This window comes from Streptomyces sp. NPDC058773 (genome assembly GCF_042746015.1).
Classification (GTDB): domain Bacteria; phylum Actinomycetota; class Actinomycetes; order Streptomycetales; family Streptomycetaceae; genus Streptomyces.
Genome location: NZ_JBHYPE010000017.1, coordinates 1 through 24,331 on the forward strand (window position 1 = coordinate 1; position 24,331 = coordinate 24,331).

General features: G+C 71.8%; 14 protein-coding genes. 8 read left to right on the top strand and 6 right to left on the bottom strand.

The window, feature by feature from the left end; genetic code table 11:
• Positions 1-107: 107 nt before the first annotated feature.
• The 5 genes from ACFW5B_RS17095 to ACFW5B_RS17115 are packed head-to-tail and all read right to left on the bottom strand — an operon-like array spanning position 108 to position 13,890.
• Positions 108-1,034 carry an ornithine carbamoyltransferase gene (locus tag ACFW5B_RS17095; protein WP_386439650.1) on the bottom strand — a complete coding sequence of 309 codons (927 nt, stop codon included), beginning with the start codon at positions 1,032-1,034 and terminating at the stop codon, positions 108-110.
• Between the two features lie 5 nt (positions 1,035-1,039).
• Positions 1,040-8,275 (bottom strand): amino acid adenylation domain-containing protein, encoded by a 7,236-nt coding sequence (locus tag ACFW5B_RS17100; RefSeq protein WP_386439652.1) that lies wholly within the window; start codon positions 8,273-8,275, stop codon positions 1,040-1,042.
• Between the two features lie 17 nt (positions 8,276-8,292).
• Positions 8,293-13,284 carry an amino acid adenylation domain-containing protein gene (locus tag ACFW5B_RS17105; RefSeq protein WP_386439654.1) on the bottom strand — a complete coding sequence of 1,664 codons (4,992 nt, stop codon included), beginning with the start codon at positions 13,282-13,284 and terminating at the stop codon, positions 8,293-8,295.
• Between the two features lie 23 nt (positions 13,285-13,307).
• The gene (locus tag ACFW5B_RS17110; protein ID WP_386439656.1) at positions 13,308-13,511 is read right to left on the bottom strand and encodes an MbtH family protein; all 204 of its coding nucleotides are present in this window, start codon (positions 13,509-13,511) and stop codon (positions 13,308-13,310) included.
• 31 nt (positions 13,512-13,542) lie between these two features.
• Positions 13,543-13,890 (bottom strand): hypothetical protein, encoded by a 348-nt coding sequence (locus ACFW5B_RS17115; RefSeq protein ID WP_386439658.1) that lies wholly within the window; start codon positions 13,888-13,890, stop codon positions 13,543-13,545.
• A 437-nt stretch (positions 13,891-14,327) separates the two neighbouring features.
• On the opposite strand from ACFW5B_RS17115, the gene ACFW5B_RS17120 reads away from it, so the two are divergent.
• From ACFW5B_RS17120 to ACFW5B_RS17140, 5 genes are all read left to right on the top strand, one after another.
• Positions 14,328-14,828 carry a hypothetical protein gene (locus ACFW5B_RS17120; protein WP_386439660.1) on the top strand — a complete coding sequence of 167 codons (501 nt, stop codon included), beginning with the start codon at positions 14,328-14,330 and terminating at the stop codon, positions 14,826-14,828.
• Between the two features lie 39 nt (positions 14,829-14,867).
• Entirely contained in the window at positions 14,868-15,977 is a 1,110-nt protein-coding gene (locus ACFW5B_RS17125) for a DegT/DnrJ/EryC1/StrS family aminotransferase (RefSeq protein ID WP_386439662.1), read from the top strand.
• An 84-nt stretch (positions 15,978-16,061) separates the two neighbouring features.
• Positions 16,062-17,456 carry an NDP-hexose 2,3-dehydratase family protein gene (locus ACFW5B_RS17130; RefSeq protein ID WP_386439664.1) on the top strand — a complete coding sequence of 465 codons (1,395 nt, stop codon included), beginning with the start codon at positions 16,062-16,064 and terminating at the stop codon, positions 17,454-17,456.
• Between the two features lie 67 nt (positions 17,457-17,523).
• Positions 17,524-18,108, top strand: coding sequence for a dTDP-4-dehydrorhamnose 3,5-epimerase family protein (locus tag ACFW5B_RS17135; protein ID WP_386439666.1), 585 nt, complete (start codon positions 17,524-17,526; stop codon positions 18,106-18,108).
• A 49-nt stretch (positions 18,109-18,157) separates the two neighbouring features.
• Positions 18,158-19,150, top strand: a complete 993-nt coding sequence (locus ACFW5B_RS17140; protein ID WP_386439668.1) for a Gfo/Idh/MocA family protein — start codon at positions 18,158-18,160, stop codon at positions 19,148-19,150.
• Positions 19,151-19,255: 105 nt separating this feature from the next.
• On the opposite strand, the gene ACFW5B_RS17145 is transcribed toward ACFW5B_RS17140, so the two are convergent.
• Positions 19,256-20,752 carry an SDR family oxidoreductase gene (locus ACFW5B_RS17145; RefSeq protein WP_386439670.1) on the bottom strand — a complete coding sequence of 499 codons (1,497 nt, stop codon included), beginning with the start codon at positions 20,750-20,752 and terminating at the stop codon, positions 19,256-19,258.
• 128 nt (positions 20,753-20,880) lie between these two features.
• On the opposite strand from ACFW5B_RS17145, the gene ACFW5B_RS17150 reads away from it, so the two are divergent.
• From ACFW5B_RS17150 to ACFW5B_RS17160, 3 genes are read left to right on the top strand one after another with little or no spacing between them, the layout of a single operon-like run.
• The gene (locus ACFW5B_RS17150; RefSeq protein WP_386439671.1) at positions 20,881-21,594 is read left to right on the top strand and encodes a class I SAM-dependent DNA methyltransferase; all 714 of its coding nucleotides are present in this window, start codon (positions 20,881-20,883) and stop codon (positions 21,592-21,594) included.
• Between the two features lie 50 nt (positions 21,595-21,644).
• A complete protein-coding gene (locus tag ACFW5B_RS17155) occupies positions 21,645-22,955 on the top strand; it encodes an activator-dependent family glycosyltransferase (RefSeq protein ID WP_386439673.1) in 1,311 nt (436 codons plus the stop codon).
• Between the two features lie 9 nt (positions 22,956-22,964).
• On the top strand, positions 22,965-24,209 hold the full coding sequence (locus ACFW5B_RS17160; protein ID WP_386439675.1) for a flavin-dependent oxidoreductase: 1,245 nt from the start codon (positions 22,965-22,967) through the stop codon (positions 24,207-24,209).
• Positions 24,210-24,331 lie beyond the last annotated feature (122 nt).

The following is a 24,331-nucleotide window of genomic DNA, read 5'->3' on the forward strand; positions in this document are numbered from 1 at the left end:
AACCCGTTCCTCAGGTGTTTGGGGTTGTGTTTTTTTTTTTTTCCCGCCGGGGGGGGGGCGGGCCCCCCCGCCCCCCCCCCCCCGGCCCCCCCCGGCCCCCGCTCGGGTCACTGTCCCAGGCACCACTCCAGCACCGCCGTGGCGCTGTGCAGTTTGTACTGCGCCTGCTCGAAGGCGATGCTCAGCGGCCCGTCCAGGACCTCGGCGGTGACCTCCTGACCACGGTGCGCGGGCAGGTCGTGCATGAACAGTGCGTCCGGACACCGGGCCATCACCGCGGCGTTGACCTGGAACGGCTCGAACACCCGCTGCCAGGCCGGATCGGACTTGCTGGTGCCGGTGGTCTGCCAGCGGGTGGTGTAGACGACGTCCGCCCCCTCGGGCAGCGACTCCATGTCATGCCGCTCGCTGACACGGCTGCCGGAGCGGGCGGCGAGGGCCTGTGCCTCGGCCAGTACGGCCGGTTCCAGGCCGTACCCCGGCGGTGTGCGGAATTCGAGCTCCACGGCGGAGAAGCGCGGCAGTGCCAGCGCCAGCGCCGCCGCCGTGTTGTTGCCCTCCCCGGCGTAGAGCAGTTTCAGGCCGTCGAGCCTGCCCAGCCGGCTCCACAGCGTGGTGAGGTCCGCCAGCGCCTGGGTGGGGTGCTCATCGGCGCTCATCGCGTTGACCACGGCCGGACAGTGTTCGGCGAACCGGCGCAGCTCCTCCGGCGCCCCGGCGGTGCGGATCACCAGCCCGTCCAGCATCCCGCCCAGCACCCGGGCCGTGTCCGCCAGGGTCTCCCCCGTGTTGAGCTGGAGATCCCCCGGCCCGAAGGTGACCACCCGGGCGCCGAGCCGCAGCGCCCCGGCGGTGAACGAGGTCCGGGTGCGCGTGGAGGTCTTGCTGAAGTACACCCCGATCACCCGCCCCCGCAGCGGTTCCTTCCGTACGGCCGGGTCCTCGGCGGCGATCTCCCGGCCACGCCGTACGATCCGGTCGAGGTCGGCATCGGTGAGGTCGCGCAGCGAGATCAGATGACGGGTGTCGGCCATGGTCTTCACTCCTCGGCACTGTCGGGGCGGTCGATGATGGCGGCCAGGCGGGCCGCCAGGGTGGAGACATGGGGCGGGAAGAGCGCGCTGCGGTGGTCGCCCGGGATGCGTGCGGAGCGGACTCCGCCGCGTGCCAGCCGCCGCCATTGATCGAGGTAGCGGTCGAAGTCCTGGCCGACGATGTCCTGGTATCCGCCCTCGGCCAGTTCGTCGCAGACCAGCACATCGACCGGGCCCGGGTACTCGGGGAAGCGGTAGTGCAGCCGCAGTTCGGCCATCTCCCGCCAGGACCGCAGCCGGTCGGTCCAGCCGTGGATGAGGTCGGCGTCCCGGGTGCCGTCCGCCCCGTCCCCGAACACCGCATCGCCGTCGTCGACGATGGTGCCCAGCACGTCCCGCAGCTCGGCCCGTGCCCGGTCGCGCTCCGTACCTTCGGGCAGCTCCCGCAGCATCGTCAGGAGGGCTTCCGCGCGGCGCAGTTGGGCCACGTTCTGCGCGAGCGGGTTGACGTCGGTGGAGGGGTACTCGATCGGGTCGATCAGGATCAGCCGGGTGTCGTCTCCGCCGGCCCGCAGCTCCCGTGCCATCTCCCAGGCGATACCGCTGGAGCCGCACCAGCCGAGGATGTGGTACGGGCCCTGTGGCCGCGCCTGCTTCAGCTCGGCCACATAGACCGCCGCCACCTCCGCCAGACCGGCCGGTGCCGGGGCGTCGCCGTGCAGCCCCGGCCATTCGAAGGCGCCCAGCGGACGTTCCCGGGTGTAGACCTCGGCGAGATGCCGGTACCAGTGGGCGCTGCCGCCGCCGGGGTGCACACAGAACAGCGGTGTGCCCTCGCCGGTCTCCCCGAGCCAGAGCAGCGAGGAGGAGTCCCGGTCCGCCGAGGCCCGGCTCGCCAGCCCGCGGACCGTGCGGTGCCGCAGGAAGTCCTGGAAGGTCAGCTCGATGGCGTGCCGGCGCGCCAGCTGGGCGGTGATCCGCATGGTGAGCAGCGAATGGCCGCCCAGCGCGTAGAAGTCGTCGTCCCGGCCCACCCGGTCGACGCCGAACACCTCGGCCCAGACCCCGGCGATCGCCTCCTCGACCGGGCCCTGTGGCCGCGCGTACTCCGCGAGGCCCATCGAGCGTCCGCCGTCGGGTTCCGGCAGCGCGGTGCGGTCGACCTTTCCGTTGGCCAGCCGGGGGAAGGCGGGCAGGGAGACGAAGTGGGTCGGCACCATGTGGCCGGGCAGGGTGCGCCCGGCGTACTGCGCCAGCTCACGTGCCGGAATGTCTTCCTGACGGGGGATGACATACGCGGCGAGCTGCTTCGCCCCCTGCGGGCCGTCGACCGGATGCACCACCGCGGCCCGGACCCCCGGATGGGAGGTGAGCACCGCCTCGATCTCGCCCGGCTCCACCCGGAAACCTCGGATCTTCAGCTGGTGGTCCCGTCGGCCGAGGATCTCGATCCGGCCGTCTTCCAGCCGCCGTCCGATGTCACCGGTCGCGTACATCCGGCTGCCGGGCGCGGTAGCGAAGGGGTCCGGCAGGAATGTGTGGGCGGTGCCCGCGGGCCGGCCGAGGTAGCCGCGGGCCAGTCCGTCACCGCCGACGTGGATCTCGCCGGTGGTCCCGAACGGCACCGGCTCCAGCCGCTCGTCGAGCAGATACGAGGTGGTGTTGGCCGCGGGGACCCAGGCGGGGGCCGTGTCGGCGGTGTAGCGGCTGCCGAAGCAGAACATGGTGGCCTCCGCCGGGCCGTACATGTCCCACACTCCGGCCTCGGTGGCTCCCAGGCGCCCGGTCATCGTGGCGCCCAGGGCCTCCCCGCCGGACACCCGGTGGAAGCCCGGCGGCGGGGTCCAGCCCGACTCGTCGAGCATCCGCCAGGTCGTCGGCGACGCCTGCATCAGCGAGGCGCCGGAGGAGCGGAGCAGCGCGGCCAGTGCGAGCGGGTCCCGGGCGTCGTCGTTCCCGGCGAGGATCAGCCGGCAGCCGTTGGCCAGCGCGACGAAGACATCCATCTGCCAGACGTCGGTGACCACCGGCACCACGGTGACCACGGCGTCCTCCGTGGTCAGGGCCATGTCCCGGGCCATGGAGCACACCCGGTCCGACAGGGCGGCGTGCCGCACCATCACGCCCTTGGGGCGGCCGCTGGAACCGGAGGTGTGCACCACGTAGATCAGGTCCTCGGGGTGCACCGGCCGGGCCGGCTCCGCGGAATCGGTTTCCGGCAGCTGGTCCGCGAGGACCACCTGGGGCAGTCCGGCCGCGGTCTCCGGGCCGGCGATCACCGCGCGCACCCCGGCCCCGGTCAGGATCGCCGCGTTCCGCTCGGGCGCATGCGCCGGATCGACCGGTGCGTAGGCGGCCCCGAGGTTCACGACGCCGAGGACGGCCGCGACCAGGTCCACCTCTCGGGGCAGGCACACCCCGACCAGGTCTCCGGCCCGGACGCCGAGCCCCCGCAGACGGTCCGACCAGGAGCGGGCGCGCTGCCACAGCGCGTGGTAGGTCAGCCGCTCCCCGGCGGCCTCGACCGCCACCGCCTGCGGGCGCATCCGCGCCTGGTCGGCGATGAGTTGGTGCAGCGCGCGCTCCGGCCGGGCCGCCCCGGTGTCGTTCCCCTCGGCCAGCAGCCGGCGGCGTTCGGCCGGGGGCAGCAGGGAGACCCGGGCGTCGCCGTCCGGGTCGGCGGCCATCCGCTCCAGCACCGACCGGTACATCTCGGCGAGCATCGCGGTGTGCCGTTCCGCGATCCAGGCGGACTTGGCCGCGAGGACCAGGTCCCCGGCCTCGGTCAGCGCACACAGCGGGAACTCGTTGAGGCTGATGTCGGTGGTGTCGGAGGTGTCCACCGCGTCACGGTCGAGCACATGGAAGTCGAGGTAGTTGAAGGCCACGTCGAGCAGCCGGCCGTCCTGGGCGAACTCGTGCTGGAGCTGGGGCATCGGGAACCGGCGGTGCGGCCACAGTTCCACCTCGCGGTCGAAGACGCCCCGGACCAGCTCGCGCCAGGTACGCGCACCCGTGGGGGCCACCAGCGGCACCGGGTTGAGGAACATCCCGCGTACCTGGTCACCGCCTTCGGCCTCGGCGCGGCCGTTGGACACCAGACCGGAGAAGAACAGGTCGCCCTCGGCGAAGGTCCGCCACACGGCGAGATGCGCCGCCAGCAGCACGCTCTTCAGCGAGGCCCCGGCCAGAGCGGCCAGATGCCGCAGTTCCGGCTCCAGATGCCGGTAGGGAACCCGGAGGTGGTAGTCGGCGGGGCCGTCCGGATCGGCCCAGGACGGCGGAATCGTCAGCCGGACCGTGTTCTCCAGGCGGCCGAACCAGAAGGCGCGGTCCTCCGGGCCGTGCAGGCTGCGCTGTTCCTGGGCGATGAAGTCGGCGAAGCGGACCCCGGGCGACGGAGCGGCCGGCGGCCGTCCGTTCGTCCTGATGGCCCGGTAGCCCTGGATCACCTCGGAGATGACCGAGTTGTGGCTCCAGCCGTCCAGCACCGCGTGGTGTTCGGTGAGCGACAGGTAGAAGCGGTCGTCGGCGATGCGGTGGGCGTGCATCCGGATCAGCGGCGCCGCCCCGGGCGGGAACAGCCGCCCGCGCTCCGACTCCCGGAAGGCGTCCATGGCGGACCGGCGTGCGTCGGCGGAGTGGTCCCGCAGATCCGTGTGGCCGAACCCGGCCCGCGCCGCGGCGTGCACGAGCTGGAGCGGCTCGGAGAAGGTTCCCAGGTCGAAGGAGGTCCGCAGCACCTCGTGGCGGGCCACGACCGCGTCCACCGCCGCGGCCAGCGCCGCGGCGTCGAAGGGACCGTCGTCACGGATCAGATAGCTGGTGATGTTGTGGTACAGGTTCCGGCCCGAGTCGGCGAGCATCTCGTAGACCATGCCGGCCTGCACACGGGCGAGCGGGTAGGCGTCCACCACCCCCTCCGGCACCTTCGCCCGGTCCTCGGTACCGATCAGCGCGAACGGACGGGTGCTTGCCTCCTCACCGTGGGAGGCGCCGCGGGTGGCGGCCAGTTCGGCGATGCTCTGATGGCGGAACAGGTCCTGCACGGAGTGGTCGAAGCCCTGAGCGCGCAGCTTTCCGACCAGGCGCACCGCGTGGATCGAGTCCCCTCCGAAGGCGAAGAAGTTGTCGTGCACCCCGACCTGCGGCACCTCCAGCACCTCGGCCCAGATGGCGGCCATGGCCTGCTCGGTGGCCGTCCGCGGTTCCACGAAGGTCTCCGGCCGGTCCCGTTGGGCGCGGTCCGGGGCGGGCAGGGCACGGCGGTCCAGCTTGCCGTTGACGGTGAGCGGGAGCTTCGGGACGACCATGAAGATCCCCGGGACCATGTAGCCGGGCAGCCGTTCGGCCACGTAGGCGCGCAGGTCGGCCACGAGGACGGTGGCGCCGTCCTCCGGCACCACATAGGCGACGAGTTCGCGGGCGCCCGGGGTGGGTTCGTGCACGGTGAGGACGGCGGCCCGGAGGTCCGGGTGGCCGGTCAGGCAGTACTGGATCTCGCTGAGCTCGACCCGGAACCCACGGATCTTCACCTGGTCGTCGAACCGGCCGAGGAATCCGATGTCCCCGTTGGCGAGCAGGCGCGCCTTGTCGCCGGAACGGTAGAGCCGCGCACCCGGCGGACCGAACGGGTCCGGTACGAACCGTTCCGCGGTGAGGGCGGGCCGTCCGAGGTACCCGCGGGTGACCCCCGGCCCACCGACATAGATCTCCCCGGGCACCCCGACCGGCACCGGCCGCATCCACGGGTCGAGGAGGTGCAGGGTGAGGTCGGGCATCGGCGGTCCGATGGGGCTGCGGTCGCCGGAGAGGTCGGACCGTCCCAGCGGCCGGCGGGTGACGTGCACCGTGGTCTCGGTGATGCCGTACATGTTGACCAGCAAGGGAACCCGGTCACCGAACCGGTTCCACCACGGCACGAGCATGTCCAGGTCGAGCATCTCGCCCGCGAAGATCACCAGGCGCAGCCGCAGCTCGTCGAGCGCCGGTTCGCCCCGGGCGGCCAGATCCACCAGGCCCCGGAACGCGGACGGGGTCTGGTTCAGCACCGTCACCCGCTCGTCCGCCAGCAGCCGGGCGAAGTCCCAGGGCGAGCGCGTCACGGCATGCGGGACGACCACGAGCCGCCCGCCGTGCAGGAACGCGCCCCAGATCTCCCAGACCGAGATGTCGAAGGCGGCGGAGTGGAAGAGCGACCAGACGTCGTCGCTGCCGAAGCCGTACAGGTCCTGGTTCGTGCCGAGCAGCCGGACCACGTTGGCGTGGGTGACCTGGACGCCCTTGGGACGGCCGGTCGATCCCGAGGTGTGGATGACGTAGGCGAGATCGTCCGGATGGGCGCCGGTCACCGGGGCGTCGTCCGGGAACGTGGCGAGCAGCTCCCGCTCGGCCGGATCGTCCAGCACGATCAGCCCGCCGGGCGCCCCGGCGGTCGCGAGCTGCCCGGTCAGGGTGCGGTCCGTGACGACCAGGTGTGCGCGGGCGTCGTGGATGAGGAATTCGGTCCGTTCGGCGGGGTGCGCGGGGTCGAGCGGCAGGTAGGCGGCCCCCGCCTTGAGCGTGGCCAGCACCGTGACGATCAGGTCGATTCCGCGGTGCAGACAGATGCCGACCAGGTGTTCACGGCCGGCGCCGGCGGCGCGGAGCCGGTGTGCCAGCCGGTTGGCGCGGGCGTCCAGCTCGGCGTAGGTCAGCTCCTGGCCGTCGGAGGTCAGGGCTACGGCCCCGGGCCGCAGCGCGGCCTGCTCGGCGAACCGCTCGTGCAGGCAGGCTCCGGCGTCGGCCGGCCGGGCGGCGGGGCGGGTCAGCCGGGCGGCCTCGGCCTCGCTCATCAGCGGTAGTGCGCTGATCCGGGTGTCCGGCCCGGTGGCGGCCGCGGTCAGCAGACAGACGAAGTGCTCGCTCATGCGCCGCGCGGTCGCCTCGTCCAGCAGCGCATGGGGGTAGGTCACCGAGCCCGTCACCGAGCCGTCCGGCCGCTCCTCCAGCGACCAGGTGAGGTCGAACTGCGCCTGCCGCTGCTCCACTTGGATCACTTCACCGGTGACCGCACCCGCCTCGAACCGGAACGGCTCGTAGTTCTGGAGGACGAAGTTCACGCCCACCAGCGGGTGGACGGACAGATCGCGGTCGACCGCCAGCGCATCGACGACGCGCTCGAACGGCACCTCCTGGTGCTCGTAGGCGTCGATCGCGGTGCCCTTGGCGCGCCGCAGCAGCTCGGTGAAAACGGGGTCGCCGGACAGGTCGGCGCGCAGCACCAGGGTGTTGAGGAACAGGCCGATCAGGTCCTGGGTGTCGGGGTGGGTCCGGCCCGCTATCGGGGACCCGACGGCGAAGTCGGTCTGTCCGGTGTACCTGTGCAGCAGGGTCCAGAACGCCGCCAGATAGACCATGAACGTCGTGGCCTGGTGCGTCGCGGCCAGTGCGGCGACCCGGCCGGCCACCTCGGCCGGGATGCCGAACGTGACGGTCGCGCCCGCGGGTTCCCAGACCGCGGGGCGGGGCCGGTCGGTCGGCAGTTCCAGCGCGGGCAGTTCGCGCAGCTGCCGCTGCCAGTACTCCAGCTCGTGGGCCAGCCGCTCGTCGGAGGCGTGCGCACGCTGCCAGGCCGCGTAGTCCGCGTACTGCACCTCGGGTTCCGGCAGGCCCTCCCCGGCGCAGAGGGTGGCCAGTTCGTGCGCGAGCCGGCTGCCCGACCAGCCGTCCACCGCGATGTGGTGCATCACGAGCGCGAGGACGTGCTCCTCGGTGGCCAGCCGGATCAGCCGGGCCCGCAGCACCGGGCCGGTGGCCAGGTCGAACGGGCGGCTGTTGTCGGCGTGCAGCAGGGCGTCCAGCTCTTCGGGGCGGGCGCCGGTGAGGTCGGTGCAGCACAGCTCGATGCCGGAGGGCGGGTCGATGGTCTGCACCGGTTCGCCGTCGGCGTCGACGGTGTAGCGGGTGCGGAGGATCTCCTGGCGGCGCACCAGCTCGTTCAGCGCGCGCCGGACGTCCACCCCGGACAGGTCGCCCTTCAGGCGGAACACCAGCGGTACCAGGTACTCGGTGCCGCCGGGGCGGAGCTGGTCCAGCATCCACAGCCGGCGCTGAGCGAAGGAGAGCGGTAACGCTCCGTCCCGTGGAACCACGGGGAGGGCGGGCTTCCGCGAGGCCGGTCCCCCGGAACGCTGACGCAGCCGGTCGCGGAGCAGCTCCGCGCCGCGGCCCGGCGCACGCTTCGGCATGTCAGAGCTCATGATTCTCTTCCCTGGGTTCAAGTGACGGCATGGTGGTCCGCGGCCGGTTCGGCGTCGGCGAGCCGCTCCAGCGCGGCCGCCTGCGCGCGGACGGTGGTCGCCTCGAACAGCACCCGCAGCGGGATCTCGATCCCGAACAGGTCGCGCAGTCCGGCGCCGAGCCGGGTGGCGAGCAGCGAGTGCCCGCCGAGGTCGAAGAACTCGTGCTCCACGCCCACGCGGGCGATCCCGAGCACCTCGGCCCACGCTCCGGCGATGGCCTCCTCGATCTCGTCGCGCGGGGCCACGTAGTTCTCGTCGTTCCCGTCGTTCCCGTCGGCGGTCTCCGCGTCGGGCGCCGGCAGCGCGCCCCGGTCCAGCTTCCGGCCGGCGGCGAGCGGCAGTTCGGCGAGGGTCAGGAAGGCCGCGGGCACCATGTACTCGGGGAGCCGGGCCCGCAGGAACGCCCGCAGCTCGGTGGGCGTCGGGGCCGGCGCGTCCGGCTCCGGCACCACATAGCCGATCAGCCGCGGGTCCCGGCCCGCGACGCTCCGCAGGGCCGCGGCGGCCGTCCGCACCCGCGGGTGCCGCGCCAAAGCCGCCTCGACCTCCCCCAGCTCGACCCGGAAGCCGCGGATCTTCACCTGGGCGTCCAGCCGGCCGAGGAACTCGACGGTCCCGTCGGCGCGGTAGCGGCCCCGGTCCCCGGTCCGGTAGAGGCGCTCACCGGGCCGGTCCCCGTAGGGATCGGGGACGAAGCGGTCGGCGGTGTGGCGCGGCTGCCGCAGATAGCCCCGGGCGAGCCGGAGCCCGCCGAGGTACACCTCGCCGGCCACTCCGACCGGCACCGGCTCCATCCGGTCGTCCAGCACATGGACGCGGGCATCGGGCAGCGGACGGCCGAGGGGGAGGCCGGTGTCCGACGGGCCGGTCCGCAGGTCCTCTTCGGCCACCCGGTGGCTCAGCACCGCGACGGTGGCCTCGGTCGGCCCGTAGACGCAGACGAACCCGGCGTCCAGCCCGGTGGCGAACCAGCGCCGGGCGTCGTCGTGGACGACCACGTCCCCGGCGACGACGAAGGTGCGCACGGTGGCCAGCCGGGGGTCGCGACGGCCGGTACTCCCGGCCATCTCCCGGTAGTAGTGGGGCGTGGTCGCCAGCTGTGTCACCCCGGTCCGGGCGATCAGTGCGGGCAGCTCCGCGGGGGGCAGCAGGCCCGGATCGCTGACCACCACGGTCGCTCCCAGCAGGAGCGGTGCGAGGATCTGCTCCATCGCGGGGTCGAAGTGCGGTGGCGCCAGGAGCAGCACCCGGTCGTCGGCGCGGTAGCCGAGCTGCCGGGCGATCACCCGCGCGTGGTGGGTGAACGACCGATGCGTGATCATGACCGCTTTCGGGCGGCCGGTCGACCCCGAGGTGTGAATGATGTACGCCAGGCGGCCCGGGTCGCCGGGCGGCGGCTCCGCCGGCGGGGCGGTGGCCGGTTCGTCGATCAGTACCGCCGGAGCGGGCAGTTCGCCCAGCCGGGACAGGGTCGCGCGGTCGCTGAGGACGACCGCGGGCCGGAGGTCGTCGATCATCCGGGCCAGGCGCGCGGCCGGCTGGTCGAGGTCCAGCGGGGCGTAGGCGCCGCCGGCCTGAAGTACCGCCAGCAGGACCGGGACCAGGGCCGGGGACCGGTCGAGCAGCACGGCCACCGGGTCCTCCGGGCGGACGCCGGCCGCGATCAGCCGGCGCGCCAAGGCGTCCGCGCGCGCGGCGACTTCGGCGTAGCTGAGCTGTTCCCCGTCGCCGGTCACCGCGAGCGCTCCGGGCGTGCGCACGGCCTGGGCGGCGAAGGCCTCGTGGGCGCACTCGGGTGTGTCCGGCCGGCGGGGCGGGTTCCAGCCGTGCAGCAGCTGTTCCCGCTCCGGCCGCTCCAGCAGGGGCAACCGGCTGACCGGGACCCCGGGCCGGGCCGCCATGACCGTGGCGAGGGTGCGGAAGTGGCCGGCCAGCCGGCGCACCGTCGCCTCGTCGAACAGCTCGGTCGCGTACTCCAGCTCCATCCGGTAACCGCCGTCGGGCTCGGCGGAGAGGATCACGGTCAGGTCGAACTTGGCGGTGGCGGGCCCGGTTTCGACCGGCCGTACGTCGAGTCCGGCCAGCCGCAGCGGGTGCGGCGGCGTCTCGCGCACGCCGAAGGTGACATCGGCCAGCGGGGAGCGGGCGAGGTCCCGTTGCGGGGCCAGTTCCTCCACCACGCGGTCGAACGGGATCCCGTCATGGGCGAAGCCGTCGAGGGCGCAGTCGCGTACCCGGGCGATCAGCTGCTCCGGCGTCGGGTCGTCGGAGAGGTCGACGCGGAGCACGACGGTGTTGACGAAGCAGCCGAGGGCCTCCTCCAGCTTCGGGTGCCCGCGCCCGGCGACCACCGTGCCGACCGCCAGGTCCGCCGCCCCGGTGTAACGGCCGAGGAGCGCGTAGAACACGCTCAGGAAGGTCATGAACGGGGTGGCGCCCCGGTCGCGGCCCAGGCGCAGCAGCGGCTGGGCCACCTCGGCGGGCAGTTTGGCCCGTACGGTCGCGCCGCGCCCGGACCGTACGGGCGGCCGGGGCCGGTCGGTGGGCAGCGCCGGCGGCTCCAGTCCGCTCAACCGCGTGCGCCAGTGGTCGAGTTCGGCGTCCAGGGCCGGGCCGGACCGGTGGGTGCGCTGCCACACCGCGTAGTCCGCGTACTGGAGGGCGGGCGGCTCCAATACGGGCGGGAGCCCGGTGACATGGGCCCGGTAGAGCTCGGACAGTTCGCGCGCCATCACGTCCGTCGACCAGTCGTCCGTGACGATGTGGTGCATCACCAGCAGGAAGACGTGGTCCGCCGCCCCGGTCCGGATCAGATGCGCGGCGAGGGGTCCCCCCGCCGACAGGTCGAACGGCCGGTCCACCAGCGCACGGATCAGCCGTGGCAGCCGCTCTCCGTCGGGGAGTTCGGTCAGCTGGAGGGGGAACGGTCCCGCCGGGGCGATCTCCTGGACAGGAGCGCCGTCCGGGCCGGTCACATAGCGGGTCCGCAGCACCTCGTGGCGGGCGACCAGAGCGTGCAGCGCCGCCTCCAGCGCCCCGGTGTCCAGTGCGCCGGTCAGCCGGAAGGCCCAGCTCACCTGGTAGCCGAGGCCACCGGGGTCGAGCTGGTCGAGGAACCACAGCCGCTGCTGGGTGAAGGAGAGCGGCACCGGCACGGACGGCTCCCGGGCGGGCAGCACCGCCAGGTCGGTCACGGCGTCCTCGGTGAGCGCGGTCAGCCGCGCGGCCAGCCCGGCCACGGTACGGGCCTCGAACACCATCCGTACGGAGACGGCGACGCCGAGGGCGGCGCGGAGCTTGCCCGCGACCCGGATCGCGAGCAGCGAGTGTCCGCCCAGCTCGATGAAGTCGTCGTCGGCACCGACCGCGTCGAGCCCGAGTACCTCCGCCATGACCGCGGCGACGGTCTTCTCCTCCGGGGTCCGCGGCTCCGGGGTACCCGGCGGCAGGGCGCCGGCCGGGCGGGCCCGCGGCGGTTCCGGCAGGGCGGCACGGTCGGTCTTTCCGCTGCTGGTCACCGGCAGCTCGGCCAGGGTGGCGAAGAGCGAGGGCACATACGCCTCGGGCAGTTTGCTCAGCAGATGGGCGCGGAGGTCCTGGTGGGCGGGCGGCTCGGCGCGGGGCACCACATAGCCGACGAGCCACGGCCGGCCGTCCGGCCCCGGACGCGGCACGACCGCCGCGGCGGCCACGCCGGGGTGCTGTGTCAGCACGGTCTCCACCTCGCCCGGTTCGACCCTGATCCCACGGATCTTCACCTGGTGGTCCAGGCGGCCGGCGAACTCCAGCACCCCGTCCTCCCGGCGGCGCACCACGTCTCCGGTGCGGTACGCGCGCGAGCCCGGCGGGCCGTAGGGGTCCGGGACGAAGCGGTCGGCGGTCAGCCGCGGCCGCCCGAGATAGCCGCGCGCCAGGCCCGCGCCGCCGACGTGCAGTTCACCGGTGGCCGTGCGGTCGCCGTCCGGGCCGAGCACCGCCACGCGGGTGTGGTCCAGCGGACGCCCGATCGGAACGGTGCCGGTCGCCGCGCCGTGGAAGTCCCATGCGGTGACATCGATCGAACACTCCGTGGGCCCATAGGTGTTGACCAGCAGAGCGGGGACCCGCGAGGTCAGGCGGACGGCCAGCTCGTCGGTGAGCGGCTCCCCCGCCGAGAAGAGCAGCCGCAGTGCGGTGCATCTGCTCAGGCCGGGTTCCTCGGCCAGGGTCCGCAGGAAGGTCGGCACGCCTTGCAGCACGGTGATCCGCTCGCGGAGCAGCACCTCGGCCATCAGCGCGGGGTCCCGCTCGGTACCGTCCGGCGGGATGACCACGGTGCCACCGGAGATGAGCGGCCCGAAGAACTCCCATACCGAGGCGTCGAAGGTCAGGGCGGTCTTCTGCAGCATCCGGTCGGCCGCGGAGAACCCGTAGGTGCCGACCGCCCAGCGCACCCGGTTACGGATGCCGCGGTGCGGGACCGCCACGCCCTTCGGGCGGCCGGTCGAGCCGGAGGTGTACATGACGTACGCCAGCGCGTCCGGATCGGTGGCGACCGGCGCGGAACCGGCCGGCCGGGCGGCGATCGTGTCCTGCGCGGCGGCCGGGTCCAGCACCGGGACACCCGGCGGCGCGAACGGCACGCCGGATTCCGCCAGCAGCAGCCGCGCCCGCGCGTCCTCCAGGGTCCGGGCCAGCCGCTCCCCCGGGTGAGCCGGGTCCAGCGGCAGGAACGCGGCTCCGGCCCGCAGCACCGCGAGCAGCGCCGTCACCAGGCGAGGGCGCCGCGGCAGACAGACGGCCACGATCTCGTCCCGGCGGACCCCGCGGGCCCGCAGCTCATGGGCCAACTGGTTGGCCGCCCGGTCAAGTTCGCGGTAGGTGAGCCGGCCCGCGCCGGAATCCACCGCGATCGCGTCCGGAGTCAGGGCCGCCTGACGGGCGAAGAGCTCCGGCAGGCCGGCCTCGTCCGGCTGGGGGTGGTTCATGATCACCTCGGCTCGGTCGGTCGTCAGCCGGTCTGGGCGGTCATCCGCTGCCGCAGGCTCAGCGGCCGCATATCGGTCCAGACGCGCTCGATGTGGTCCAGGCATGCGTCGCGGGACCCCGTGGTGCCTTCGGCACGCCAGCCGGCCGGGATCTCGCGGTCCGCGAACCAGACCGAGTACTGCTCCTCGTGATTGACCACGACCAGATACCGGTCATCGGCAGACATGGTGTTTCCCTCCATCCGTCTCGTCTCCTGATCAGGCCGGGGTCGTCCCACCCGTGGGCAGCGGGTCCGTCGCGGCCGGCTGCCGTTCATCGGCGATGCGGCGCATCCGCTCGACGAGACCGTCGAGTTCGCCCTTCTTGTCCGCGATGGTGAGGATATGGACTGCCATATCGCCGAAGGTGGTCCCCTCGAAGTAGCCCAGGTCCTCCAGCAGCATCACCTCGACCGACTTCTCCAGCTCCAGCATCAACTGGACCGAGGAGAAGGAGTCGAGATCGGTGAGCAGCTTCGGCTGCGGCACACCGGGCTGTTCCCCGCAGATCATGTATGCGGTGTCGCGCACCAGATCGGTCAGCGCACCGACCACCGCGGTATCCACGTCCGCGGCCCCTGTCCCGTCCGACACAGTTCTCCCCCACTTCTGGTTTTCTCCGCGCCCGGCCGGGATTCTCCGGGCCGGACACGAACCGCCGGCACATATTCCGGCTGCGAAAGACACTCGAGGATGCCAAGCGGCCAGGCATCCGAATTATTTCGGCGTCACATGGCAGCTGGTCAAAACTCCGACCGGCACATTAGCTTCGCGCTCGGCCGGAGAACAAGGCACCCTCGTTTACGCGATGCCCCGGCCCTGTCCCGCTGGCGGGACAGCAGCGCCGCCCCCCAATCACCGTGCCGGGGCGGGTGCTTGACTCCCGGCGCACTCCATTATTACTTTCACCGAGCTCATTCCCACATTACTGCACCGGGGAAGTCGACCCGGGAAGCGAGGGGCCCTCCATAATGCTGTATCCGCATACTCAGTCCCGGCAGGCCGTGTTACGTCCGGCAAGCGTCACCGACGCACCGGACGCCTATGAGATTCTGTTTCAGCTCGGCTACTGCGGACTTCCCACGATCGACGACTACACCGCGTCGTTCGGACGGGGCGCCTCCGCCGTCTTCCTGGTGCACCGCAAGGACAACGACGCACTGGCCGGCCTGGCCGTGATCTCCGACCTGAACCCGGCCGGACACCTGAAGGTCGAGGTCAATACGGCGGCCGATCAGCCGGCCGAACTGACCCGGGACGCAAACGCCTTGAGCACGAACTTCGCCTTCGCCATGTGGCGTACGCGGAAGGTGTACTTTCACACCACCCGGCCGAGCGCGGAGGCTCTCGCCTTCGGCGAGGAGCACGCCGCGATGGTGCAGGAAGAAGCCGTGTTGCAGGACTACACCTTCTTTCACGGCCGCACCTGGGACATGAATGTCCTCGCGATCCGGCGCGAGGACTGGGACAAACACGGCGTGGCGCTCCTCAAGAAAATCTCCTGAATCGATTCGCAGAAAAATTCACGCTGGAGGTGACGTGCCATGCCCCTTTCCGTCTGGGGATACCTGCCGGAGTACGAAAAGGAGCGGGACGACATCATCGACGCTGTCGATTCGGTGTTCCGTTCCGGGCAGTTGGTGCTCGGTAAGAGCGTCAAATCATTCGAGCGGGAGTTTGCCGCATATCACGGTGTGCCGCACTGTGTCGGGGTCGACAACGGCACCAACGCCATTGTGCTGGGACTCCGGGCCCTCGGGGTCGGTCCGGGTGACGAGGTGATCACGGTCTCGAACACGGCGGCCCCCACGGTGCTGGCGATCGACGCCGTCGGCGCCCGGCCGGTGTTCGTGGATGTCGACCGTGACACCTACCTCATGGAGGTGGACCAGGTCGCGGCGGCGATCACCCCGCGTACGGCGTGCCTGCTGCCGGTCCATCTCTACGGCCAGTGTGTGGAGATGGCGCCTCTGGAGGCGCTCGCGGCGCGGCACGGCCTGCCGATCCTGGAGGACTGCGCCCAGGCGCACGGTGCCACCCACCACGGCCGGATCGCCGGTTCGATGGGCAGGGCGGCGGCGTTCTCCTTCTACCCCACCAAGGTCCTCGGGGCCTACGGGGACGGCGGCGCGACGCTGAGCGGCGATCCCGGGATCGATGCCCGGTTGCGGCGGCTGCGCTACTACGGCATGGAGGACGTGTATCACGTCGTGGAGCGGCCGGGACACAACAGCCGGCTCGACGAGGTACAGGCGGAGATCCTGCGCCGCAAACTGACCCGGCTCGACGACTACATCGCCAGGCGCCGCGCCATCGCCGCGCGCTACGCCGAGGCGTTCCGGGGCACCGATCTGGTCACCCCCGCGGTCGCCCCGGGCAACACCCACGTGTACTACGTGCATGTCGTGCGGCACCCCCGGCGGGACACCATCCTCGCCGAGCTGAAGAAGCACGACATCGTGCTGAACATCAGCTACCCCTGGCCGGTGCACACCCAGAAGGGCTTCGCCGACCTCGGCTACGCCAAGGGCTCGCTGCCGGTCACCGAGGAGGTGGCGGACGAGATCTTCTCGCTGCCCATGTACCCCTCGCTCACCGAGACCGAGCAGGAGCGGGTCATCGACACCCTGCGCGGTGTGCTGGCGACGCTCTGACCGCGACCGCCGCAGCGGCACCATCCGTACCGGCCTCCCACGGTGCCGCGAAGACAGGGGGGACTCATCGTGAGGGAGCCACTCATGGCCGCACCACCTCAGAGCAAGGGCCGGCCGGCGCTTTCCGCGCAGAGTACGGCCGCCTCACTGGCCCCGTTCCACGACTGGTGGGCCGAACGGCACCGGAACGGCCACTTCCGTGTGGAGCGGCTCGCGTTCCGGGACCTGGACTCCTGGTCGTTCGAACCCGGCACCGGCAACCTCGCCCACGCCAGCGGCCGGTTCTTCACCATCGAGGGGCTCCAGGTCCGGGAGAACGGCCTGGACACCTGGTCCCAGCCGATCATCAACCAGCCGGAGATCGGCATCCTGGGCATCGTCGTCAAGGAGTTCGACGGCGTACTCCACTGCCTGATGCAGGCCAAGATGGAGCCGGGCAACATCAACACCCTGCAGCTGTCGCCGACCGTGCAGGCGACCCGCAGCAACTACACCCAGGTCCACCGGGGCATGTCCACGAGGTATCTGGAGCACTTCACCGGCCCCGGTCGCGGCCGGGTCCTCGTGGACGTCCTGCAGTCCGAGCAGGGCGCCTGGTTCTGGCGCAAGCGCAACCGCAACATGGTGGTGCTGGTGACCGGTGAAGTGCCGGTGCACGAGGACTACTGCTGGCTCAGCCTGTCCCAGATCCGGCAGCTGCACCACGTGGACAACCTGGTCAACATGGACGCCCGTACCGTACTGGCGTGTCTGTCCGGCCTGCTGCCGGAGGAGGCCCCGCCGCCGGCCGCGGACGCCTTCCGGGACGCACTGCTCCGCTCCTGCCGGTACCGGGAGGACGGGAACGGCGCCCGGCACACCTCCGGCGAGATCCTGAGCTGGTTCACCGAGGCGAAGACCCGCTGCGACTGGACCGCGCGGCTGACACCGCTGGCGGACGTCAGCGGCTGGGCACGGGACGACGAGGAGATCGCCGACGCGCACCAGCGGCACTTCCGGATCATCGCGATCGGCGTGGAGGCCGGGACCCGCGAAGTCCAGCGCTGGACCCAGCCGTTGCTGCTGCCGCGCGGTGAGGGACGGGCGGTGTTCCTGGTCCGTCCCTTCGACGGCGTGCTCCATGTGCTGGTGCACGCCCGCCAGCAGTACGGCCTGATGGACCTGGTGGAGATGGCGCCGACGGTGCTGCTGCCGCCGGGAGCCGGCGTGACGGCGGTCCGGGAGCGATGGCTGCGCGGTGCCCTGGCCTCCGGAAAGGGCACCGTCCGTTACGACCAGGTGCTCTCCGAGGAGGGCGGGCGGTTCTACAACGCCCTGACGCGCTATCAGATCATTGAGGTCGGTGAGGAGTACGCGACCGATCCGCCGCCCGACTACTGCTGGATGACCGTCCGGCAGCTGTCGGCCCTGCTCCGGCACGGCCACTACCTCACCATCGAGGCCCGCAGCCTGCTGGCCTGCCTTCACAGCCTGTACTGACCCTGTCCGTGCAGCTCGATTCATCAGCGGAGTCCGGCCGGATATGAACACGGTGAAAATTACCGAGATGTCGCTGCCGAATGCCTACCGGATCACCCCGGTACGCCATTTCGACCGGCGGGGTCTCTTCTACGAAGCGTTCCGCAGCACGGCCCTGACCGAGGCCATCGGGTACCCCTTCGAGGTCGCCCAGTTCCACTACTCGCTGAGCCGCCGCAATACCCTCCGCGGCATTCACGGCACCCCGCTGCCGCCCGGCCAGGCGAAACTGGTCACCTGTGTGCGGGGTGAGGTCCTGGACGTGGCCGTGGACCTCCGGCTGGGCTCGCCCACCTTCGGGAAATACGAGACGACCCACCAGAAGGCCGGCACCGGCACGGCCGTCTATCTCGCCGACGGACTCGGCCATGCCTTCCTGGCGCTGACCGACGACGCCTGTGTGACCTTCGTCTGCTCCGAGGAGTACCAGCACGGCACGATGCTGGAAATCAACGCACTCGACCCGGACATCGGCATTCCGTGGAACCTCGGCGGACCGCCGGTCATGTCGGAGAAGGACGCTGCCGCGCCCACCCTGGCCGAGGCCGGGGAGGCGGGTCTGCTGCCCACCTACGAGGAGTGCCTCGCGCACTATGAAGCCCTGCGGACCTGATCCGCACCCTGTTCCGCACCTTCCTGCACCGAGCGGAGTAACTGCCGAAATGAGCGCTGACGACACCGACCTGCTGCGCATGGGGGTCATGGGCTGCGCGGACATCGCCTGGCGACGGACCCTGCCCGCGCTGACCGCCGACCCGGCCATCGAGGTGACCTCGATCGCCAGCCGCAGTCTCCGGCGCGCGACCGAGTTCACCGACCGGTTCGGCGGTGTGCCGCTGGCCGGCTACCCGTCGCTGCTCGCCCGGGACGACGTGGACGCGGTCTACATCCCGCTCCCCGGGCGGCTGCACGCCGAGTGGGTGGAACGGGCGCTGGAGGCGGGCAAGCACGTCCTGGTCGAGAAGCCGATGACCGCCGACCACGCCGAGACCGCCCGGCTCCTCGGGCTGGCCCGGTCCCGCGGGCTGGTGCTGCTGGAGAACTACATGTTCCTGCATCACTCCCAGCACGCCGCGGTGCACCGGCTCCTCGACACCGGCGCGATCGGTGAACTCCGCGGATTCTCCAGCGACTTCACCATCCCGCCCAAGCCGGACGCGGACATCCGGTACCGGCACGAGGTGGGCGGGGGCGCCTTTCTCGACTTCGGCGGCTATCCCGTACGCGCGGCACTCCACTTCCTCGGGCCCGAACTCGACGTCGTCGGCGCGGTGTTCCGCCACGACGGGGCCAGGAACGTGGTGCTGTCCGGCAGTGTGCTGCTGGCCACCCCGCAGGGGGTGCCGGCCCAGCTCACCTTCGGCATGGAGCACTCCTACCGGACCGATTACGAGCTGCGCGGAAGCACCGGACGGCTCTTCCTCGACCGGGCGTTCACCCCACCGGAGAGCTTCCAGCCGGTGCTGCGGATCGAGCGTCAGGACCACCGCGAGGAGTTCGTGCTGCCCGCGGACCACCAGTTCGCCAACATCATCCGTCGCTTCGCCGACGCGGTGCTGGGCGGCGGAGACCTGCGTGCGGAGGAAGCGGGCACGCTGAGGCAGGCGCGGCTGATCGAGCGGATCCAGCGGGCGGCCGTCGTCGTCAAGGTGTGAACGGGCGCTCCGCGGCCGCCGCCGGCCCGGAGTCCCGGGCGGTGCGGCCGACGGTGGCGGTCCCGTCCCCGCCGCCGGCCGCACCGTCGCTCCGTCTCGCCGCGTTCAGGGCGCCACCCACCCCGCCAGGTCCTCCGGTGACAGCACGGTCAACCCCGTTCCGTCGTCCGGGAGGTCGCCGAGCACCCAGCCCACGGCCGCCGACGCCACCTGTGCGGTCGGCACGGTGCCACGACCGCCCAGCGGGCCGTTCGACAGGTCGGTCCACATCTTCGGCGCCCTGGCGAGCAGCACCCGCACCCGGTGCCGGGCGGCGCAGAAGCGGCCCAGCGCCTCCAGGGCCGACTTCGCCACGAAGTACTGCGGATACTGCGCCGGGATGTCCACCACCGCACCGGAGGACAGCAGCACCACCCAGCCGCCTTCCTTGAGCAGCGGCAGCGCGGCGGCGAGCGGACGCAGTGCGACGGTCAGGCTGGTGTCGACGAATTCCCGGAAGGTGTCCACGGTGTCCGGGTGCAGGCCGGCGGCCGGCACCGTGGGGCCCGCGCTCAGCACCAGCCCGTCCAGCCGGACCCCGGCCCCGGCCAGCGCGTCGATCCCGGCCGCGACCTGTCCGGGGTCCGTGGCATCGAGTACGAGCGGACGCACGCGGTCCTCCCCGAACTCGTCCCGCAACGCCTCCACCGGGCCCGGGGCCCGCTGGGTGGCCCAGACCGTGGCGCCCTGGGAAGCGAGCACCGAGACGAGCGCGGCACCGATGCCGCGGCTGCCGCCGACCGCGAGCACCTGCTGCCCCCGCAGCCGGTCGCCCGGCGGGAGCACGCTCGTCGCCGAGGCCCGGTCCGGCACCGGCACCGGACGCCGCTGAAAACCGCGCAGCTCCACTTCGAGGGCGCGTCCGCCGCCGGTGCACTCCCCCCGCACCGCGACGGTTCCGCTGCGCGGGTCGAATGCGGTTACCCGCGCCGTGTAGCGCGGCTCACCGCCGGATTCCCGATCGGTCACCCGCACCCGAAGACCCGAGACGACGGCGTCCCGTCCGGGCACCCGCATACCGGCGAACCAGCTTGCCCAGCCGAGCGCGCCGAGCAGGGCGTCGGGCAGCTCCCCGGCGCCCAGCAGCCCGCCCAGTGCGCGCAGTGCGCCGGGGGACGGCAAGCCATAGGCGCCGTCCCGGCTCTCTCCGGGGGAACGGTCACCGGACGGCTCCGGCTCCGGCGCGGCCGGCTGCCGCCTCGGCACGACGGCGTTCTCCGGCGGCTCTCCGGAGAGCAGATCGAGGTGCAGCACCGGCGTCGTCCCCTCGCGGACGACCAGTGCGGTCGCCGCGTCGTCCCGCTCCTCGACGGCGACCCGGTAGCGACGGCCGGGAAACATGGGGCCGGAGAAGCGGACGCCGAGTTCCGTCGCCGCCCGCAGCCGCCGGCCCGGCACCGCGGCCAGTGCGGCGATCACTGCGAGCACGCCGGGCACCACACAGGCACCCGCGGAGGTACGCCGGGCATAGCCGGGATCGCAGTGCAGCGGATTGCGGTCGCCGGTCGCTGCCGCGAAGGTGTGCACGGCGTCCGGGTCCAGCCGTATCGACAACTCGTTCATGAAAATCCCCCTCAGCATTCCCGGTTGAATTCACACCGGACGATAGGGCATTCATGTGCTGGACCCGGCTAATAGCGAGCGGCTACGCTCACCCGGCGCACAACTCACCACGCAGAGGGGGACTTTACATGTTCACCGAGCATCACGCCGATGTCTTCGAAAGCATCTATCGCAGCCGCGGAAAGGACTGGCGGCAGGAGGCGAAGGATATCTCCGGCCAGATCCTCGCCCGGGTTCCCCGTGCGGGATCGCTGCTGGACGTCGCCTGTGGAACCGGCGCGCACCTCACCCACTTCCGCGAGGACTTCGCGGACACGGCGGGGGTCGAACTGGCCGAGCCCATGCTGGAGTTGGCCAGGAAGCGACTCACCGGCACCCCGCTGCACCACGGCGATATGCGCGCCTTCGACCTGGGCCGCGCCTTCGATGCCGTGGTGTGCATGTTCTGCTCGATCGGATATCTCGACAATGCGTCGGAAATGCGCGACGCCATCGCCGCCATGGCGCGTCATGTCAACCCGGGCGGGGTGCTGGTCATCGAGCCCTGGTGGTTCCCCGAGCAATTCATCGACGGCTATGTCGCCGGGGACCTGAGCCGCGAAAAGGACCGCACCATCACCCGTGTCTCACACTCCATCAGGCAGGGCGACAAAAGCCGGATGGAGCTGCGGTACGTGGTCGGCGAGCCGAGCGGTATCACCGAGTTCACCGAAATCGAACTCCTCAGCCTGTGGCCCAAGGACGCCTATCTCGCGGCCTTCGAGGACGCCGGCTGTCCGGCCGAATACCTGGAGGGCGGCCCGACCGGCCGCGGCCTGTTCATCGGCACCCGGCAGAGCTGACCCCCGGTGACCGTCCCGCCAGCGGGACGCCGACCGACGCTGGAGAAGACATGCGCGTCCTGTTCGCCACGTACTCCGAGAAGACCCACTTCCATGCCATGGTCCCGCTGGCGTGGGCGCTGGCCGCCGCCGGTCACGAGGTGCGCGTGGCGAGCCAGCCCGCCCTCACCGAGGTGATCACCCGGACCGGGCTCACCGCGGTGCCGGTGGGCACCGACCACCACCTCTGGCGGATTTCGGCCCGGCTCCTCACCCCCCGGTTCGCCCAGACGAACCCCGTGGCGTACGACCGGGTCCGCGGGGTCGAGGTGCCGCCCTTCGCCCGGTGCGACGAACCGCTCGACGACGCCGACTGGGAGTACCTGCGCTCCGGCTACGCGGATGTGCTGACGAGCTGGTACAAGATCATCAACGATCCGATGACCGAGGACCTGGTCGCCTTCGCCCGCGCATGGCGACCGGACCTGGTGATCTGGGAGCCGACCACACACGGCGGGCCGATCGCGGCGGAGGCCGTCGGCGCGGCCCACGGCCGTCTGCTGTGGTCCCTGGACATCTTCGCCCGGACCCGGGAGAACTTCCTGCTGCTGCGGGACCGGCAGCCGCCGGAGCGGCGCTCGGACCCGTTCGGCGCGTGGGTGGGCGCACAGGCGGCGGCCCACGGGGTGGAGTTCTCCGAAGCGCTGGTCACCGGCGGCTTCACCCTCGACCAGTACCCCGCCCCGCTGCGGCTGGACACCGCCGTGCACCACCTCCCGGTGCGCTATGTGCCCTACAACGGTGCCTCGGTGCTCCCCCGCTGGCTGCGGGAACCCGCCCCGAAGCCCCGCGTCTGTCTGACCCTCGGCCAGTTCAGCACCGACCGGTTCGGCGGCTATCCGATCAGCGTGCAGGACGTCCTCGACGCGGTGGCCGACCTCGACGTGGAACTCGTCTGCACCCTCCCGGAGGCGGAACAGCGCAAGCTGGAGCGGGTCCCCGGCAACACCCGGCTGGTCGAGTTCGTCCCCCTCCAGGCACTGACGCCTACCTGCCGCGCGGCCATCCACCACGGTGGTTTCGGCACCACCAACACCATCGCTCTCGACGCCGTGCCGCAGCTGGTGATCGCCGAGCAGCACGACACCCCGATGCTCGGCCGACGGCTGCAGGCGTTCGGCGCGGGGCTGTCCGCGTACTACACCGACATCACGGGCAGCTCTGTACGCGACCACCTCGTGCGATTGCTGGACGAGCCCGCGTTCGGCACCGCCGCCGCCGCGCTACGGGAGGAGATGCTCACCATGCCGACACCGCGGGAACTGGTGCCGGTGCTGGAGGAACTGACCGCCGCTCACCACACCCACTCATCCCAGCGCTAAGGAGCGAACATGCGCGTCATCATCGCCGGCGGAGGCATCGGTGGCCTGGCCACCGCGCTGAGCCTGCACGCCGCCGGTGTCGAGGACATCACCGTCGCCGAGGCGGCCGCCGAGATCAGGCAGCTCGGTGTGGGCATCAACCTGCTGCCGCACGCCGTCCGTGAGCTCACCGAACTCGGCCTGGGCGACCGGCTGGCCGAAATAGGCGTGCCGACCCGGGAGTTGGCCTACTTCACCCCGCACGGGCAGTTGATCTGGTCCGAGCCGCGCGGCCTGGACGTGGGGTACCGCTGGCCGCAGTACTCGGTCCACCGCGGACGGTTGCAGCTGATGCTGCTCGATGCGGTGCGCGAGCGACTGGGGGACGGTGCGGTACGGACCGGGCACCAGCTGACCGGCTTCACCACCCAGGCCGACGGAGTCACCGCCCGCTTCGGCACGGCACAGCTCACGGGTGATCTGCTGATCGGCGCCGACGGCATCCGCTCCACCGTCCGCGCCCAGCTGTATCCGGCCGAGGGCGCGCCGCTGTGGAACGGTCTGGTGCTGTGGCGCGGTACGACCCGGGCCCGGCCGTTCCGCGGCGACCGGTCGATGGTCATGGTCGGGAACTCCGAGCAGAAGTTCGTCGCGTACCCGATCTCCGCACCGGACTCCCGCGGCGAGGTCGAGATCAACTGGATCGCGGAGCGCCCGCTCGACCGGGCGGCCGAGAACCGCGGCGACTGGAACCGCCGGGTCCCGGTCGGCAAGTTCCTGCCGTACTTCGAGGACTGGAACTTCGACTGGCTGGACGTGGCGGCAACGATCCGGAACGCGGATGCCGCCTACGAATACCCCATGGTGGACCGGGACCCCCTGCCGCACTGGACCCACGGCCGGGTGACCGTGCTCGGCGACGCGGCCCACCCCATGTACCCCATCGGCTCCAACGGCGCCTCACAGGCCATTCTGGACGCCCGGGTGCTCAGCGATGCGCTGGCCAGGCTGGGCGGGCCCGCCGAGGCATGCCGGGCCTACGAGGCCGAACGGCGCCCGCCGACCAGTGCGATCACCCTGGCGAACCGGAAGATGGGCCCGGAGCTGGTGCTGAAGCTCGCCCATGAGCGGGCGCCCGAGGGGTTCGAGGACATCGAGCAGATCCTTCCGCTGGCCGAGCGCGAGGAGATCGCCACCCGGTACAAGCGGGTGGCCGGTTTCGACCCGGTGCTGCTGAACGACCGGCGCAGCTACGACGCCACCCTGGCGTCCTGATCCCCGGTGTTCCGCTGCCGGACCGGCAGGGGAACACCGGAAAGCGGCTCTCCCGTCTCTGCGGCGGAAGAGCCGCTTTCTCATGAGCCCGGCCGGTGGTGGGCCGGCGCGTCCTGGCCCGC

What these genes read in the sequence shown, in the direction of transcription:
- ACFW5B_RS17160 (WP_386439675.1), top strand. Translation starts at nt 22,965, where the DNA reads ATGCGCGTCATCATCGCCGGCGGAGGCATCGGTGGCCTGGCCACCGCG.
- ACFW5B_RS17105 (WP_386439654.1), bottom strand. Translation starts at nt 13,284, where the DNA reads ATGAACCACCCCCAGCCGGACGAGGCCGGCCTGCCGGAGCTCTTCGCC.
- ACFW5B_RS17155 (WP_386439673.1), top strand. Translation starts at nt 21,645, where the DNA reads ATGCGCGTCCTGTTCGCCACGTACTCCGAGAAGACCCACTTCCATGCC.
- ACFW5B_RS17125 (WP_386439662.1), top strand. Translation starts at nt 14,868, where the DNA reads ATGCCCCTTTCCGTCTGGGGATACCTGCCGGAGTACGAAAAGGAGCGG.
- ACFW5B_RS17135 (WP_386439666.1), top strand. Translation starts at nt 17,524, where the DNA reads ATGTCGCTGCCGAATGCCTACCGGATCACCCCGGTACGCCATTTCGAC.
- ACFW5B_RS17110 (WP_386439656.1), bottom strand. Translation starts at nt 13,511, where the DNA reads ATGTCTGCCGATGACCGGTATCTGGTCGTGGTCAATCACGAGGAGCAG.
- ACFW5B_RS17095 (WP_386439650.1), bottom strand. Translation starts at nt 1,034, where the DNA reads ATGGCCGACACCCGTCATCTGATCTCGCTGCGCGACCTCACCGATGCC.
- ACFW5B_RS17130 (WP_386439664.1), top strand. Translation starts at nt 16,062, where the DNA reads ATGGCCGCACCACCTCAGAGCAAGGGCCGGCCGGCGCTTTCCGCGCAG.
- ACFW5B_RS17140 (WP_386439668.1), top strand. Translation starts at nt 18,158, where the DNA reads ATGAGCGCTGACGACACCGACCTGCTGCGCATGGGGGTCATGGGCTGC.
- ACFW5B_RS17150 (WP_386439671.1), top strand. Translation starts at nt 20,881, where the DNA reads ATGTTCACCGAGCATCACGCCGATGTCTTCGAAAGCATCTATCGCAGC.
- ACFW5B_RS17100 (WP_386439652.1), bottom strand. Translation starts at nt 8,275, where the DNA reads ATGAGCTCTGACATGCCGAAGCGTGCGCCGGGCCGCGGCGCGGAGCTG.
- ACFW5B_RS17145 (WP_386439670.1), bottom strand. Translation starts at nt 20,752, where the DNA reads ATGAACGAGTTGTCGATACGGCTGGACCCGGACGCCGTGCACACCTTC.